Annotated in this window: 15 protein-coding genes; 2 read left to right on the top strand and 13 right to left on the bottom strand. The window is 60.5% G+C overall.

Annotation, left to right across the window (positions count from 1 at the left end):
- Positions 1-2 precede the first annotated feature (2 nt).
- The 5 genes from Q4Q11_RS04245 to Q4Q11_RS04225 form a co-directional block, all read right to left on the bottom strand.
- Positions 3-404, bottom strand: coding sequence for a hypothetical protein (locus Q4Q11_RS04245; RefSeq protein ID WP_498568748.1), 402 nt, complete (start codon positions 402-404; stop codon positions 3-5).
- Positions 401-1,351: a phosphatidate cytidylyltransferase gene (locus tag Q4Q11_RS04240; protein WP_498568747.1), complete on the bottom strand. Its 951-nt coding sequence runs from the start codon at positions 1,349-1,351 to the stop codon at positions 401-403. Before Q4Q11_RS04240 ends, Q4Q11_RS04245 begins: the two co-directional genes overlap by 4 nt.
- 2 nt (positions 1,352-1,353) lie before the next feature.
- Positions 1,354-2,001, bottom strand: a complete 648-nt coding sequence (locus Q4Q11_RS04235) for a lysophospholipid acyltransferase family protein (RefSeq protein ID WP_498568764.1) — start codon at positions 1,999-2,001, stop codon at positions 1,354-1,356.
- Positions 2,002-2,424: 423 nt separating this feature from the next.
- On the bottom strand, positions 2,425-4,020 hold the full coding sequence (serA, locus tag Q4Q11_RS04230) for a phosphoglycerate dehydrogenase (protein ID WP_112503285.1): 1,596 nt from the start codon (positions 4,018-4,020) through the stop codon (positions 2,425-2,427).
- Between the two features lie 83 nt (positions 4,021-4,103).
- Entirely contained in the window at positions 4,104-5,282 is a 1,179-nt protein-coding gene (locus Q4Q11_RS04225) for a phosphoserine transaminase (protein ID WP_498568746.1), read from the bottom strand.
- A gap of 263 nt (positions 5,283-5,545) precedes the next feature.
- Here Q4Q11_RS04225 and Q4Q11_RS04220 point away from each other — a divergent pair, with 263 nt between their 5' ends.
- Positions 5,546-6,331: a glycosyltransferase family 25 protein gene (locus Q4Q11_RS04220; RefSeq protein ID WP_112503276.1), complete on the top strand. Its 786-nt coding sequence runs from the start codon at positions 5,546-5,548 to the stop codon at positions 6,329-6,331.
- Positions 6,332-6,431: 100 nt separating this feature from the next.
- Here Q4Q11_RS04220 and Q4Q11_RS04215 read toward each other — a convergent pair whose 3' ends face one another.
- Complete coding sequence (locus Q4Q11_RS04215; RefSeq protein WP_113213550.1) at positions 6,432-7,247, bottom strand: outer membrane protein; 816 nt, start codon at positions 7,245-7,247, stop codon at positions 6,432-6,434.
- Positions 7,248-7,490: 243 nt separating this feature from the next.
- On the bottom strand, positions 7,491-8,342 hold the full coding sequence (locus Q4Q11_RS04210) for an outer membrane protein (RefSeq protein ID WP_112503271.1): 852 nt from the start codon (positions 8,340-8,342) through the stop codon (positions 7,491-7,493).
- A 320-nt stretch (positions 8,343-8,662) separates the two neighbouring features.
- Here Q4Q11_RS04210 and Q4Q11_RS04205 point away from each other — a divergent pair, with 320 nt between their 5' ends.
- Positions 8,663-9,220: an SH3 domain-containing protein gene (locus tag Q4Q11_RS04205; protein WP_498568745.1), complete on the top strand. Its 558-nt coding sequence runs from the start codon at positions 8,663-8,665 to the stop codon at positions 9,218-9,220.
- 89 nt (positions 9,221-9,309) lie between these two features.
- On the opposite strand, the gene glmM is transcribed toward Q4Q11_RS04205, so the two are convergent.
- The 6 genes from glmM to pal all read right to left on the bottom strand — a co-directional run bounded on the left by glmM (position 9,310) and on the right by pal (position 16,505).
- Positions 9,310-10,662 carry a phosphoglucosamine mutase gene (gene glmM, locus Q4Q11_RS04200; RefSeq protein WP_112503267.1) on the bottom strand — a complete coding sequence of 451 codons (1,353 nt, stop codon included), beginning with the start codon at positions 10,660-10,662 and terminating at the stop codon, positions 9,310-9,312.
- A gap of 268 nt (positions 10,663-10,930) precedes the next feature.
- On the bottom strand, positions 10,931-11,158 hold the full coding sequence (locus tag Q4Q11_RS04195) for a GDCCVxC domain-containing (seleno)protein (protein WP_498568744.1): 228 nt from the start codon (positions 11,156-11,158) through the stop codon (positions 10,931-10,933).
- Positions 11,159-11,405: 247 nt separating this feature from the next.
- Positions 11,406-13,349 (bottom strand): ATP-dependent zinc metalloprotease FtsH, encoded by a 1,944-nt coding sequence (ftsH, locus tag Q4Q11_RS04190; protein WP_112503261.1) that lies wholly within the window; start codon positions 13,347-13,349, stop codon positions 11,406-11,408.
- Between the two features lie 116 nt (positions 13,350-13,465).
- Complete coding sequence (gene tilS, locus Q4Q11_RS04185; RefSeq protein ID WP_498568743.1) at positions 13,466-14,794, bottom strand: tRNA lysidine(34) synthetase TilS; 1,329 nt, start codon at positions 14,792-14,794, stop codon at positions 13,466-13,468.
- Positions 14,795-14,799: 5 nt separating this feature from the next.
- Positions 14,800-15,813, bottom strand: coding sequence for a tol-pal system protein YbgF (ybgF, locus tag Q4Q11_RS04180; protein ID WP_112503255.1), 1,014 nt, complete (start codon positions 15,811-15,813; stop codon positions 14,800-14,802).
- A 158-nt stretch (positions 15,814-15,971) separates the two neighbouring features.
- A complete protein-coding gene (gene pal / locus Q4Q11_RS04175) occupies positions 15,972-16,505 on the bottom strand; it encodes a peptidoglycan-associated lipoprotein Pal (protein ID WP_112503252.1) in 534 nt (177 codons plus the stop codon).
- Positions 16,506-16,596 lie beyond the last annotated feature (91 nt).

The raw sequence follows: 16,596 nt of genomic DNA, 5'->3' as shown, positions 1-16,596 counted from the left end.
CCTCACCTCTCATGGTTTCGCAACCTCCCGCCCGATATCGAGTAATTATAGATCGCCGCATAGCTGGAGGAGACCAGCAGCGGCACGGCAATGGTCTTCAGGATTTCGGGCGTGCCGCTCAGCGCATGGATGACGACCAGGATCGTTGCCGAACCCAGGCAGGCGATCAGCGGCGGCGCCCAAAGACGTGTGAAGCCGCCGAACCGCCGCGACAAAGCTTCGACCACAGATTTCAGGAACAGCGTCAGGCAGCCGGAAAGCACGCCCTGCACGAAGCCCACGATCAGTGGCCTCGGCATCGGATGCATGCGATTGGCGAAAACGGCCCAGCCGCCCATGGCAAGGAAGGCGAAAAGCACATGCACGATGCTGCTGCCGGCAAGCGCTTTCAGCTTTCCTCTCATGTCAGCGACCACCAGTAGCGTACGAGATGGAAGAAGATCGGCGCGGAGAAAACGACCGAATCCAGCCGATCGATCAGCCCGCCATGCCCCTCGATCAGATGCCCCCAATCCTTGACGCCGCGATCCCGCTTGATCGCCGACATCACAAGCCCGCCGAAAAAGCCCATGAGCGTAATGACGAAGGCGAGAAGCCCGGCTTCCAGCGACGTGAACGGCGTCACCCACCAGAGTGCCGCCCCGATCAGCGAGGCGCTGATGACGCCGCCGACGAAGCCCTCCACCGTCTTCGACGGCGACAGCCGTGGTGCGATCTTCGTTTTGCCGAAGAGCTTGCCCCAGACATATTGCAGCACGTCGCTGAGCTGCACGACGATCACCAGGAAGGCGATCAGCAGCACATTGCGGCCCTCGTAGCCAGGAATATGCAGCGTCAGCAGCGCCGGCACATGCGAGGCGCAGAAGACGCAGATCATCAGTGCCCATTGCACCTCGGCGATCCGTACCAGAAAGCGTTCTGTGTCGCCACGCAGCACCGCGATGATCGGCATGAAGAGGAAGGCGTAGACGGGAATGAAGATCGAATAGATGCCGTACTGCTCCGCCCAAAGCAGGTAATATTGCACCGGCAAGGCCACGAAGAAGGCAGCGGCAAGCGCCCAATGGTCTGCCCGCTTCGTATTGATCAGCGTCACGAACTCGCGCAGCGCCGCAAAGGAACAGAAAGCGAAGAGCAGAATGACGCCGGCACGGCCGGCAATGAAGGCGATGCCGATCAGCACCACCATCATCCACCAGGCCTTGATGCGCGCATTCAGGTTTTCGATCGCCGCGTTCGATCCGTCGGGCGACAGGCGCCGTTCCAGCACATAGCCGATGATCGAGGCAACGATCAGGACGCCGAAAATGCCCAGGACGAGATGAATGAGATCGGCGCTTGCTGCCTCCATGCTCAATCTCCCGCCCGTTTCGGCGCAAGCGCCAGGAGTGCCGCTTCGGCTCTCGCCAAAAACTCCGCCTTCTCCTCTGCCTCACCGATATGCAGCAGCTCGCCGAAGCTGACAGTGCAGATCAATGGAATAGGCACGAACTCGCCCTTGGGCATGACGCGATTGAGATTGTCGATCCAGACGGGAACGAGATCGATATCAGGGCGCGCCTGCGCAAGGTGGAAAAGCCCGCTCTTGAAAGGCTGCAGTAGCTGTTCGGTCAGATTGCGGGTGCCTTCCGGAAACAGGATCAGCGACGAGCCGGCGTCGAGCGCCTGCGTCATCTGCGTAACCGGATCTTCCTTGCGCGCTTCGCGATCCCGCTCGATCAGCACGGCGTTGAAAACATCCCGGCCGATGAAGCTGTTCAGCGTCGATTTCAGCCAATAATCCGCGCCCGCCACCGGGCGCAGGCGCCGGCGCAATCGAGGCGGCAGAACAGTCCAGATCAGAATGAAGTCACCATGGCTGGAATGGTTGGCGAAGTAGACGCAGCGGCGGGTTTGCATGCCGCTCTCGGGCCAGATCGCCCGAACGGCAGTGATGGCCCGTGCAAACAGCACGATCGCCACCGAGACCGGCTTCGCCAGCCATTCGATCGGCGTGCCCATCCCTTCCCCGAGAATGTTCTTCCGCAAAGCCTCCATGACATAGAGATAGGCGCGTTTCGTTGCCCCCGATAGTCTGCGGACCGGGCTTATCCACAACCCTCACAACCACGAAGAAAGCCCGGCGCAACTCGCGTCGCGTCGGGCTTTCGGATTGGCTCTTGGGAGGAGCGAACTCTATGGCTGCCGCCCTGCATCAGGGCAGACAGGCTCAGAGCATGATGCCGAAAAGTGTGATCGGTTTTCGGACGGCATCATGCTCTACTTCTTTATTTCTAGCGCGGATTCAGATTTTAGAGCGGTTCAGTTTTTCACGGAATCTCTGAACCGCTCTATCTCCTTGTTTTTGCGCAATTCCGGACGGAAAACCGCTGCGCACTTTTCCTGGAATTGCTCTAGGTCGAACAGACCTAAAATCATCCGGCTCTAATCGACGTTGAACACCAGCGGCTTTGCCTGACGGATCGCCTGATGTGCCGTCAGCTTGGCAAGCACATCGTCGCTGATCGCACCGTCGACATAGAGAAGCGCGATGGCATCTCCGCCCTGCTTGTCGCGGCCGAGCTGGAAGTTGGCGATGTTGACGCCGGCAGAGCCGAGCGTCGTGCCGATGAAGCCGATCATGCCGGGAACGTCGGTATTGGCGATATAGACCATATGGTTGCCGACATCGGCGTCGAGGTTGATGCCCTTGATCTGGATGAAGCGCGGCTTGCCGTCCGAGAAGACGGTGCCGGCAACGGAGCGTGTCATGCTGTCCGTCGTGACGGTCAGCTTGATGTAGCCGTCATAGACGCCGGTCTTGTCGCGCTTGACTTCGGCAAGCACGATGCCCTTTTCCTTGATCATGATCGGTGCCGAAACCATGTTGACGTCGGCAACCTGATTGCGGATCAGACCGGCGAGCAGCGCGCTCGTCAGAGCCTTCGTATTCATGCCGGCCGTCACGCCGTCGTAGAGAATCTCGATTTCCTTGATCGGATCGTCCGTGACCTGGCCGACGAAAGCGCCGAGAACATCGGCAAGCTTGATGAACGGCTTCAGGATCGGCGCTTCTTCAGCGGTGATCGAGGGCATGTTGATGGCGTTGGAGACGGCGCCCTTCATGAGGTAGTCCGACATTTGCTCGGCGACCTGGAGAGCGACATTCTCCTGGGCTTCCGTCGTCGAGGCGCCGAGATGCGGCGTGCAGACGACATTCGGCAGGCCGAAGAGCGGGCTTTCCTTGGCCGGCTCGACCTCGAAGACGTCGAAGGCGGCACCGGCAACGTGGCCAGACTTGATGGCGGCGGCAAGGGCTGCCTCATCGACGAGACCACCGCGGGCGCAGTTGATGATGCGCACACCTTCCTTCATCTTGGCGATGGCGCTGGCGTCGATGATATTGCGGGTCTTATCGGTCAGCGGCACATGCAGCGTGATGAAATCGGCGCGGGCGAAAAGCTCGTCGAGCTCGACCTTGGTCACACCCATTTCCTCGGCACGCTCCTTCGACAGGAACGGGTCGTAGGCAGCGACATGCATCTTCAGGCCGAGAGCACGGGCGATCACGATGGAGCCGATATTGCCGGCGCCGATGACGCCGAGCGTCTTGCCGGTGATTTCGACCCCCATGAATTTCGACTTTTCCCATTTGCCGGCCTGTGTCGAGCTGTCGGCAGCCGGAAGCTGGCGGGCAACCGCGAACATCAGGGCGATAGCATGCTCGGCCGTGGTGATCGAATTGCCGAACGGCGTGTTCATGACGATGATACCGCGGCGCGAGGCAGCCGGGATGTCGACATTGTCGACGCCGATGCCGGCCCGGCCGACGACCTTGAGATTCTTGGCCGCTTCGATGATCTTCTCCGTCACCTTGGTGGCGGAACGGATGGCAAGGCCGTCATACCGGCCGATGATTTCGAACAGCTTGTCCTTGTCCTTGCCGAGTTGCGGCTGGAAATCGACTTCGACGCCGCGATCGCGGAAGATCTGGACGGCGGTTTCCGACAATTCGTCGGACACGAGAACGCGAGGTGCCATGGAGGCCTCCTGAAAAGATCAGCTAAGAATAAGTTCGGAATGCCGGGCTCCGCCCGTTGGCGGAGCCGTAAACGCTTCAAACCTCAGACAGCAGCCTGGGAGAGCGTCGCCTTCTGCGTTTCAAAAGCCCAGGCGAGCCAGGGCATCAGCTTCTGCATGTCGGAAGCTTCGATCGTCGCACCGGCCCAGATACGCAGGCCCGATGGAGCGTCGCGGTAGTGACCGACGTCATAGGCGACGCCTTCCTTCTCAAGCAGCGCTACCAAGCCCTTGGCGAAATTCGCCTGACCGTCGGCATCGAGAGCGACGACATCCTTGTCGACGATCTTCAGGCAGACGGAGGTGTTGGATTCCGTCTCGGCCTTGACGGCAAGATTGGCGATCCAGCCGTTGGCGGCAACGAAGTCGTGGATGACCTTGGCGTTGGCATCGGCGCGGCCGATCAGTGCCTTCAGGCCACCGAGTTCCTTCGCCCACAGGAGAGCGTCGATATAGTCTTCGACGCAGAGCATCGACGGCGTGTTGATCGTCTCGCCGGTGAAGATGCCTTCGATCAGCTTGCCGCCGCTAGTCATGCGGAAGATCTTCGGCAGCGGCCAGGCCGGCTGATAGGTCATCAGGCGCTCGACGGCGCGGGGCGACAGGATGATGACGCCATGCGCGCCCTCACCGCCCAGGACCTTCTGCCAGGAGAAGGTGACGACGTCGAGTTTGGCAAAATCGAGGTTCTGAGCGAAGGCGGCCGACGTCGCGTCGCAGATCGTCAGGCCCTTGCGGTCGGCCGGGATGAAATCGCCGTTCGGAACGCGCACGCCCGAGGTGGTGCCATTCCAGGTGAAGACCACGTCGCGGTCGAAATCGACGGCGGAAAGATCGGGCAGCTCGCCATAGGCGGCTTCGAGCTTGCGGACATCCTTGAGCTTCAGCTGCTTGACGACGTCGGTCACCCAGCCGGCACCGAAGCTTTCCCAGGCGAGCATGTCGACGCCGCGTTCGCCGAGCAGCGACCAGAGCGCCATTTCGACGGCGCCGGTGTCGGAAGCCGGAACGATGCCGATGCGATAATCCGCCGGAACTTCCAGAATTTCGCGGGTAAGATCGATGGCCTGCTTCAGCTTTGCCTTGCCGACCTTCGCGCGGTGCGAACGGCCAAGAGCCGCATCGGAAAGAGCGTTAAGCGTCCAACCGGGGCGCTTCGAGCATGGACCAGAAGAGAAATGGGTATTATTCGGACGGATGTCCGGCTTGGCGAGCTTAGTCATGATGCTATCCTCTCAGATAGAAAGCTCCTCGTTGGGGAGGAGTGTCCCGCCGCCGGATATATTGGAAGCTGCCCGCGAGCGCAACAGGAAAATACATGGGCAGCACTCCATCACGAACTCGTGCGGAAATTTTGATGGGATGCAAGGCACGCGCAATGCAACTAAACCAAAATAGCCCCATAAAAGCTGGTTTCCGTGTCGATGCGTAAACATATAAGGCCTGGCGCCCGCTGATGCGCCGATGGAAATTACAAGTGTGCTCGATGCCTCCAACTGCACTCGCCGAAATCTCTTTCACACCCGCACAGACCATGCCGGTCTATCTTATCAATATCGACCGAGCAGCGGAACGGCTGGCCGAGATCCAGAGGCAGAGCGATGAGTTCGGCTTCCGATTCGAGCGCGTCGACGGCATAGACGGCACCCTCGTTCCGCGCGACCGGTGGATCGACGTGGATCACGATCGCTTCCGGCGCAGGCACGGCCGCACTATCCTGCCCGGCGAATACGGCTGCTACCGCAGCCATCTAACGGCGCTGAACCGTTTTTTGGCCAGCGGCGACGAGATGGCCGTCATCATTGAAGACGATGTCGCCTTGGATATCGATTTCCTCGCACGCGCCATGGCGGCGAAGGAAGCCGCCCCGACTGCGGACCTGATCAAGCTCGTCAATCACCGCTGGAACGGCTTTCGCCCCATGACGCGCAGCAGGAAGGGCGATATCGTCGGCCGCTGCCTCTTCGGCCCGCAGGGCTCCACTGCCTGCTATCTCGTCACGCGCGGCGGTGCCGAAAAGATCGTGAAATCGCTGGCCGTCATGTCGCTGCCTTGGGATGTGGCCGTGGAGCGCGGCTGGGACATGCGGATATCCATCGTCAGCACACGCACGAATATTGCCGGTTTCAGCCAGCTGCAAAGAACGACCATGATCGGCTGGCGCCGGGATTATCGCGCCGCCAAATCGTCCGCGTTGCGGCGCATACCCGCTCACATCTTCCGGACCTTGGATTTCTTCCGGCGTATCGCCTATGTGCTGACGACGCCTTAGAGCGGTTCCAGGAAAAGGGCGGTTTTCCGTCCGGAATTGCGCAAAAACAAAAGGATAGAGTTTTTTTCGCGATTCGAAGAAAAGCGGAAAGGCGTCAGCCTTACCAGGTGGTGATCCGCAGACCGACGCGAATTTCGTGCCGCGAAAGTGCACCATCGCGGCCCGCGGTACCGGCTGCAGCCGAATAGCCGAACATGTCGCCACCCGCGATATGGGAAAAGCGATAGCCGAGATCGACCTTGATGTTCGGTGCAACCTCATAGGCGACACCCGCCATCAGGGCATAGGTCATGCGCCAGTCGCTGTCGCCGGGATAGCGCGCACTGACCGAGGCAGCACCGGCGCAGCCCGATGCGGCATCGACGCAGGAACCGAGGGCACTGACGCTGCTCCAGGAAACCCGCGTGGCGCCGAGACCGGCGCCGACATAGGGCGTGAAGCCCGCAAGCGTGCCGAGATCGACATAGCCGTTGACCATCAGGCTGCCCGCTCTGAAGGAGGAATGCGCCTTCGTGGAGCAAGCCGTGCCGCCCGCTCCGCCGGAGCAAGGCGAACCGCTCGAGATACGGCCATCGAAATCACCGCTGAAGAAATCGCCGGTGACATCGGCACGAACCAGATCGTTGAACTGATAGCCGACACCGAGGCCGCCGGAAAAATCGCCGCCGAAGCGGGTCGAATCAAAGCTGCTTGAACTGTAATCGCCGCTTGCGGGGTCATAGGCGCGGAATTTCGTATCGTTGCGGCTGGCATTGACGGCATAGCCGACATCGCCGCGCACATACCATCCCTTGGCATCCGTGACGCTGACCTCCGGCATCTTGATTTCCGGCGGTGTTGTATCGGCGGCAAAGGCAATGCCCGCCGATACGCCTGCCATCGCTGCGGCCAGCGCCAAAGCGTCAAAACGGATCATTACCCCTCGCCTTCCATCCTCGGGCAGACGCCCGCGCGTCGAACCGGCTGGCTTCTGCGCCCCGCCTCGGCCCCTCAAGCGAGGCGCTTTGCGGAAAAGCCGCCATTCTCATTCCATTAACCATAGGGAATTCATGGTTAATGAAGCTTTAAAACCACGAGGAATTGCTTAACGGCGGAGATGAAAAGGAAAAGCCGCCCGGATGAAACCGAGCGGCTTTTCAATAGCTTGGATAAGAACTGCTTACTTGTAGACCGGCGGCTGCACCGGAATATCGGCCGGCGGCATGTAGCTTGCTGTCTGGCAGCCGCCGAAGGTGTAGCGGGCACCAATGCGGGCTTCGTGCAGGTTCAGGCCCTTATCGTAGCCGGGACCGCCATTCTCGTTGTAACCGAACATATCGCCGCCCTGGACGTGGCGATAGCGATAGCCGACATCGGCCTTGAGGTTGCAGCTCAGGTCGATGGATGTACCGGCCATCAGTGCATAGGTGAAGCGCCAGCTGCCGCGGCCGTTATGCGTGACCGTTCCATCGCAAGAATCCGGATTGGCGTCGGAGCAGGACGTGTTCTTCAGATTGCTCCACTTGACATAGGTGCCGCCGAGACCGCCACCGACATAGGGCGTGAAGATCCCGTAGGTGCCGAGATCGACATAGGCGTTGGCAAGCAAGCTATAGGCCGTCAGGGTGGCAAGATCGCGCGAGGTCGCCGCCGTCGGCGTAAAGCCCGGGCCGCAAGCACCGCAATCGCCCTTCGTGGAGCCCTTGAAATCGGACTTGAAGAGATAGTCGAGCGTCAAGTCCGTGCGCAGGTAGTTGTTGATCTGGTAACCGACGCCGCCGCCGAGCGTAACATTACCGTCCAGCTTCGCGCTATCGAAATCGACCAGGCTGGAATTGGAACCCTGGAAGTAGTTGGCGCCGCGCAGGTTCGTGAAGGCGTAGCCCACGTCGCCGCGCAGATACCAGCCGCTGGATTGGGCAACAGTTACTTCCGGCGCCGGTTGCTGGGGCTCGGGTGTATAAAGATCAGCGGAAAAGGCCGACGTGCCGATAAGCAAAGTGGCAAGTGCGCCGATCACGGTTCTCATCATGGCTTTGGCTCCAAATTTCTTGCTCTTGGCACAACACAGAGGCTTGCCAATCGAAATGACATGACGAGGATAATGATGAAAAGGAGTTAAAACCTGATTAACTACGAATATTTACCCTATTTATTAGCATCTATACTTCACCAATATATTAGATATCGGTAATTTTGCAGTAAGAAGAATGGGATGCGGCTGACGGCACCTCCTTCGTTCTCCCGACGCTTCGAACTTGCACGACCATCGGCCGTCCTCCTTCTAAACCGATTGGCAAGAAACGAGCCATTACAATGCGAAGGCCGGGAAGCCAACTCAGGAGGAAGTCTTTGACTTGCCATCGAAAAATATGGGTCTGCCTGGGCCTCGTCCTCGTCTTCCTGAGCTCTGCCGCTCTGGCCGGCCCCATGCCGGTAAAGCCCGTCGCCGCAGCCGCGGCATGGAACAAAGGGCGTGAAACGGGCTTGCCGATCCCGCGCTATGTTTCGCTCAGAGCTCAGAAGGCGCGCATGCGCGTCGGACCGTCGACGATCTATGCGACCAAATGGATCTATATGAAGCCGGGCCTCCCGCTGGAGATCATCGACGAATACGGCCATTGGCGGCAGGTCCGCGACGATACCGGAGTAACCGGCTGGATGCACAGCGCCCTGCTCTCAGGCGCCCGCACCGCCGTGGTCGCTCCCTGGCTGGCCGGGAATGCGATGCTGCGCGCCGATCCCAATCCGACCGGAAGGGCAATCGCGGAACTGCAGCCGCGCGTACTGGTATCGCTCCAGTCCTGCTCCGGCACATGGTGCCGCGTTTCGGTAAGGGAGCATTCGGCAAAAGGCTATATCAGACAGGACAAGCTCTGGGGCGCCTATCCCGGCGAAATGTTCCAGTAGACCAACCGTCGATCCGGCCGCAGGAAGCGATATGGCCGCCTCGACGAGACGGCCATGGATCCGGATATGCAATGCTTTTCCTGGGTCGCTCAGGCGGCCGAACGCACGTTCGAGATCACGTCGATCAACCCGCCGACGATACGCTCGATCTGGCCGCGATCGTCGCCTTCCGCCATGACGCGGATCAACGGTTCCGTGCCGGACGGACGGATCACCAGCCGTCCGTTGCGAGAGAGTTCGCTTTCCGCATCGGCGATCGCCTGACGCACCTGAATGTCCTCCAGCGGCTTGCCGCCGGAAATGCGGACATTGCGCAGCAGCTGCGGCACCGGCTCGAAACGGCGGCAGACCTCGCTGACCGGCTTGCCCGTGCGCTTCACCGCAGCGAGGATTTGCAGCGCCGCCACGAGGCCATCTCCCGTCGTGCCGTAATCGGACAGCACGATATGGCCGGATTGTTCGCCGCCGACATTGTAATTGTGCTGACGCATGTGCTCGACGACATAACGGTCGCCCACGGCCGTGCGGGCAAGCGACATGCCGCGCTCTTCGAGGAAACGCTCCAGGCCGAGATTGGACATGACGGTTGCGACGATGCCGTTGCCGCGCAGCGTCTGGCTCTCGGCCCAGCTTTCGGCGATGACGGCCATCAGCTGGTCTCCATCGATGATCGTGCCCGTCTCATCGACGATGATCACACGGTCGGCATCGCCATCGAGCGCGATGCCGATATCGGCGCGCACCTCATCCACCTTCTTCTGCAGGGCGACGGGGCTCGTGGAGCCGCAATTGAGGTTGATGTTCGTGCCGTTCGGCTCGTTGCCGATGGTCACGACCTCCGCGCCAAGCTCCCAAAGGGCGGCCGGAGCGACCTTGTAGGCGGCCCCATTCGCGCAGTCGATGGCGATACGCAGTCCCTGCAGCGTGACGTCGCGCGGCAGCGTGCGCTTGGCATGTTCGATGTAGCGGTCATGCACGCCGTCGATACGCTTGGCACGGCCGATATTCTCCGCCTTGGCAAGATGTTCCGACATATCCTTGTCGAGCATGTCCTCGATCTTCATTTCCAGATCGTCGGAAAGCTTGTAGCCATCCGGACCGAAAAGCTTGATGCCGTTATCCTGATACGGATTGTGCGAGGCGGAGATCATGACGCCGATATCCGCGCGCAGTGAACGCGTCAGCATGGCGACTGCCGGCGTTGGAATAGGGCCGAGAACGAAGGCATCGACGCCGGCTGCGGTAAAGCCAGCCACCATGGCATTTTCCAGCATATAGCCGGAAAGGCGCGTGTCCTTGCCGATCACGACGCGATGACGATGATTACCTCGATGGAAGATCGTGCCGGCTGCGATACCCACGCGCATGGCAAGATCAGGCGTCATCGGATAGATATTGGATTGACCGCGAATTCCGTCAGTTCCGAAATAGCGACGTTTCATATGCACTCCTGTCGTTGCCGCATCCTTGCGGGAGATGCAGCGCCATCGGCACCGCAGCTCCAGGATTGGGAGAACCGGCAGGTGTCGATGCTTGTGGCTCATGCCACACATTGTAAAATTCGGCACTTAAATTACCGAGAACGCCTATTACAACGCGTTACCATTAATAAGCACTAAAAAAGCTAATTCCCCAAGAAACGGAACCAGCCTTTCGCCTGTCAGCGCAAATGTGGCGCCTATGGACAGGACTGCAGTTCAGAGGCCGTCCTCACACATCCCTGATCGGCTTGGCCGTCTGAGCCGGGATCGGCGGGCAAGGAACGGTTCCATATGAGCAGAACACACAGCAATCACCTGCCTTCGGGCGAAGGACGGCACCGCAGCCCTTACATTCGTAGAGATGCAGGCAGGCGTCGGTCGGCATCGTTTCGGTCGCCGAGGAGCGGCAGACCGGACAGGTAATCGTCGAGCTGAGGATGGGGGATGCTTCAGGCATGGAGATATCCGATCGTCGGTCTGGGCAGCGGCGACCTCAGCCTCCGTTCGTTACCCTCAACCATCAAAAAAAGGCCGGTCCCCTACTCAAAGGAGAACCGGCCTCTTCGTTTACATGTTCAATCGCTCCTAGAGCGTGATGCCGAAAACTGTGGGCGGCTTTCGGACGGCATCACACTCTACTTCTTTGATTCCAGAGCGGATTCAGATTTTAGGTCGAACGGACCTGAAATCATCCGGCTCTAGCGTCAGCGCGGCTGCGGCTCGAAACCGCCTTCGGGTTCATCCCCTTTGGCGCCAAGCGAACCGTCCTTTTTCGCGCCGGTCTTCGGCACGGCCGAACCACGGCTCGGCGGCGTATCGTCGCCGAGATCGCGTGCCGGTTTCTCGCCGCGGATCAGCGCCTTGATTTCCTCGCCCGTCAGCGTCTCATATTCAAGAAGACCTTCCGCCAGAGCCACGAACTCGTCGTGCTTCGAAGTGAGAATGTCCTTGGCCTGCCGATAGGCCTGATCGATCAAGCGGCGAACCTCGTTGTCGATCTTTTGCGCCGTGGCTTCCGAAACGTTCTTCGACTGCGAGACGGAGTGACCGAGGAAAACCTCCTGCTGGTTCTCGCCATAGGCAACCTGGCCGAGCTCGTCGGAGAAGCCCCATTGGGTCACCATCGCACGGGCAAGCTTGGTCGCCTGCTCGATGTCGGAGGACGCACCCGAAGTGATGTTCTCCTTGCCGAAGGTCAGTTCTTCGGCGACGCGGCCGCCCATCATGATGCAGAGACGCGAAACCATCCACTTGTAGCTCATCGAGTAGCGATCGCCCTCGGGAAGCTGCATGACCATGCCGAGCGCGCGGCCGCGCGGAATGATGGTCGCCTTGTGCAAGGGGTCGGCGACGGCGACATTGAGTGCCGTGATCGCGTGACCGGCTTCATGATAGGCGGTGAGCTTCTTTTCCGCTTCGGTCATCGCCGAAGAGCGGCGCTCGGCGCCCATCATGATCTTGTCCTTGGCGTCTTCGAATTCCTGCATCGTCACCAGGCGCTTGTTGCGGCGGGCGGCCATGAGGGCGGCTTCGTTGACGAGGTTCATCAGGTCGGCACCGGAGAAGCCGGGCGTACCGCGGGCCAGCGTCTTCAGATCGACGTTCGGAGCCAGCGGCACGTTGCGGGCATGAACCTTGAGGATGCGTTCGCGGCCGACGATATCCGGGTTCGGAACCACGACCTGACGGTCGAAACGGCCAGGACGCAGCAGCGCGGGGTCGAGAACGTCGGGGCGGTTAGTGGCGGCGATCAGGATGATGCCTTCATTGGCCTCGAAACCGTCCATCTCGACCAGCAACTGGTTGAGCGTCTGCTCGCGTTCGTCGTTGCCGCCGCCGAGACCGGCGCCACGATGGCGGCCGACGGCGTCGATTTCGTCGATGAAGATGATGCAGGGTGCATTCTTCTTGGCCTGCTCGAACATGTCGCGGACGCGGCTTGCGCCGACGCCGACGAACATTTCGACGAAGTCCGAACCGGAAATGGTGAAGAACGGCACGTTGGCCTCACCCGCTATGGCGCGAGCCAGAAGCGTCTTACCCGTACCGGGAGGCCCGACAAGCAGGACGCCGCGCGGGATGCGGCCACCCAGACGCTGGAACTTCTGCGGATCGCGCAGGAATTCCACGATCTCTTCCAGATCCTGCTTGGCTTCATCGACACCAGCGACATCATCGAAGGTGACGCGCCCATGCGCCTCCGTCAGGAGCTTGGCCTTGGACTTGCCGAAACCCATCGCGCCGCGCGAACCGCCCTGCATCTGACGCATGAAGAACAGCCAGACGCCGAGGATCAGGAGCATCGGCAGCAACGTGCCGAGATAGCTGAGGAAGCTCGACGAACCGTCCGATTCCGGACGGGCGACGATGTTGACGTTCTTGGTCTGCAGGCGCTCAAGCAGGCTGTCATCGATGACCGGAGCATAGGTCTGGAAGGGCGTGCCGTTTTCGACATAGCTGCCGACGACGCGATTGCCCGTGACGGTCACGTCACGAACCCGGCCGGAATCAACTTCCCGGAGGAACTGCGAATACGGTATTTCCCTGGAGCCTGTTTGTGCCGGCGCGTTCTGAAACATGCTGAACAGGGCAATCAACAGCAACGCTATGATTGCCCACAGAGCGAAATTACGAAAATTAGGGTTCATCGAACTCCCCAGCACTGAAACTTCCGCCGCCTAAGCGACGGCATTACTTGATCCCTAACATAGGGTTGCGCCAAGCCCTTGCCAAGGCAAACCGCACTGCCGCATGCTTTTTCCGTCTATAGGGCCGAAAACGGCAGCCGCCTATAGGCCTCGCGCCCAAAAGCCGCGGAAAGGCGATCTGCAAATGTGAGATCGAATCGTGTCAAAAAGCGGTCGAAAGGTGCAAGATGGGGAGTAACCACAGACGCGGCCGCAGCAGCGGATCCGTCGACCTCGATCAACGGCAATGCCGCCCTGGCGCGCTGTACCGCTCCCTTCGCCAGCTCCGGCGGGAAAGTCGCCGTACCTTCCGCTCCGCAGGCACGCACGCGAATGGATGTTCGCCCTGAATTCAGCACCTCGAAACGGCCGTCCCAACACCCCTTTTCACCCGGCATGAGCAAGAGCGAGCCGATATTGCGGCCCTCGCGCATCAGATAGAGCGCCTCCCGGCGCAGATCGAAAACAACGCCACCTGCCGTGCGCCGCCCGGTATTCCCCGCCCTTATGAAGCCAAGGATATGCCGCATCTGCTCGCGCCCGGGCGCATAGGCCTTACCGCCGAAAGCCGCGGCGATATAGGATAAGGCATAGGCGGCAATCGCCTCCTCCGCTGCGAAGGCGGATCGATCGATGACGCAAAGCGCATTGGAATGAATGGTCACATGAGCGTCCAGCCATGCGGATGCCTTGCCGGAAAGCACCGCGCGATCGGCGGCACCATCCGCAGGCACCTCCGCTTCCGCCCGATGCCGAGCGAGATCCGCGCGCGTGCGGACACGCTCGTACGTCGTGTCCTCATTGCTTGGATCGTCGAGCCAGGATAGGCCCCGCGCCGCAAGATAGGCTCTGATACCAATCCGCCGGCAGGCCAGAAACGGCCTGGCAATCCAGATGCGGCGGTCAAACAGCACCGCATCGGCTATGCCGGTACCGCTCTCGCCCTGTGGCCTGCGCTTGCTGCGCATGGCCATCGTCTCGCGCTGATCGTCCATCGTGTGCGCGGTCACGATGACATCGGCCGAAATCTCGGCTGCAAGATCGGCAAGCAGCTCATAGCGTGCTTCGCGGGCGGCCGCCATGATGCCGGTCGCGGGCTTCTCGCCTTCCCAGCGCCGTATAAAATGAGAAATACCGCGCGAGGCGCAGAGTGCGGCGACCTCTCGCGCTTCGTCCGCCGCTTCGGCTCTCAAGCCATGGTCTACGGTCGCGGCGCTGAGAGTTACATCTTCGTGAGGAAGGGATTGCAGCCGTTCGGCAAGGGCAATCAAAAGCCCGGTTGAATCGCTGCCGCCCGAAATGGCGACCAGGATATGAGCAGGCTTCGATAGGGAAAGCAGAAATTCACTTGCAGCGTCCTCGGGCAAGAGAACCGTGGCGCCGCCGGTCACAGCGTCACCGGACATGGCAATCAGCAGGCAAGCCGCTTCTCTTCGCTGGCAACTTTGCCGGTTACGGCCTTGGAAGCCTTCGGATAACGCTTGGTCACTTCGCGAAGCGTCGCGCAGGCGGTATCCTTGTTGTCGAGTGCGGCAAGCGACATGCCGAGCTTCAGCAGCATTTCGGGCGCCTTTTCGGAGCCGCTGTACTTCTGGTGCGCATTCAGGAACGTCTTGGCGGCCTCGTTATATTTGCCCTGGGAATAAAGCGCCTCTCCGAGCCAGAAATTCGCATCCGCAGCCTTTGAGCTGCTCGGGTAGCTGTCGAGATACTGGCGGAACTCCTGTTCGGCGACACTGTAGTCGCCGGACAGGACATGGCCGTAGGCGGCCTTGTATTGATCGTTCTCGCTGCCGAGCGAAGCCGTCTGGGTGTTGGAGCCGGCGCTCGGCGCCGCACCCGAGCCATTGCTGGCCCCCGTCATCGAGGAGCCGACCTGGTTTCCGTTCGGGTCGAACTGGATGGAACCGAGCTCGCTCGGCGGCTTGCCCGCGCCGCTGCCGCGCGACGAAACGGCACTGCCGTTCTGCGAGTCGGTGATGACGCCTGCGATATCGTCCTGCTGGCCGCCGCTGCCCTGTGCGGGGACATTTGCTTCGCTCTTCTTCATCGCGCCGCCCGCCGCAGGCGCGCCACCGCCGCGCTTTTCGAGCTGCTGGAAGCGGAATTCGTTGTCTTCCTGCGCCTTGCGGATCTGCTCCTGCATCTGAAGAAGCTGATAGCTCATTTCCTCGACACGGCCGTTCAGCTGGCGCATCTGGTCCTCAAGCTGCTGCAGACGAACTTCGGCGTCGCTGCTTTGAACCCTGACGACCGGTGCCTGGCCGTATTGTGCTTGTCTTTGATACGCATTGTCGGGGGCCGCCTGCGTGGAGGCATTGCGGCCTCCAAGGTGGATTCCAAACAGCGACAAGGCAGAAGCATCGCGCTCGCTACCCGCAAAGGCGGCGAGACAAAGCATGCTCGCCACGACAAGTTTTCTCATATGGATCGTCCTGTCTCATTGATTCTTCGGGCCATAGGCTCGAACAGGAGATTTTTACAATTGCTCTCAAAAAGCAACGGAGTTCGGCCAAAGTGTGGTCAAAAAAGTAAAGGCGACCGTGAGGCCGCCTTTATGCATTCGACCAGTCGTGTGACCTATCAGGAACCGGCGCCGTTCAGCACGGTGACAGCACGGCGGTTCTGCGACCAGCAGGAAATATCGTCGCAGGTGGCGACGGGACGTTCCTTGCCGTAGGAGATCGTCTTCATGCGCTTGGCCGGAACGCCGCGCGAAGCCAGGTAGTCCTTGGTGGCAGCCGCACGACGGGCGCCGAGAGCCAGGTTGTATTCACGCGTGCCGCGTTCGTCGGCATGGCCTTCGACGGTGATCGCATAGTTCGGGTAGCGCGCCAGCCACTGTGCCTGACGATCGAGCGTCTGGGCGGCATCGGTGCGGATGGAGGTGCTGTCGGTGTCGAAGAAGATGCGGTCGCCGACATTGACCGTGAAGTCCTGCGGCGAACCCGGAGTAGCATTGCCGGCACCGTTCAGGCCAAGACCATTGGCATCGTTCGGCAGACCCTTCTTCGACGCGCAGCCGGCCAGAGAAAGGCCAACGAAAAGCGCGATCATGATCGGGTTGCGGGCGAGGTTCTGCATGTGGCCAACGGCCTGGTTTGCGGTGCGGCTCATGGCCGGTCTCTCCTTAAGTCTCTATCAGGGTTGCCAGACTGTAACCGGGTTCGGTTAATCGGATTCCAACGAGTATGGTTAATGATGTCCT

This window comes from Rhizobium sp. UFLA01-1127, from assembly GCF_059803845.1.
Note: the sequence above shows the minus strand (reverse complement) of the source record. Positions and strands in the feature narration are given on the sequence as shown.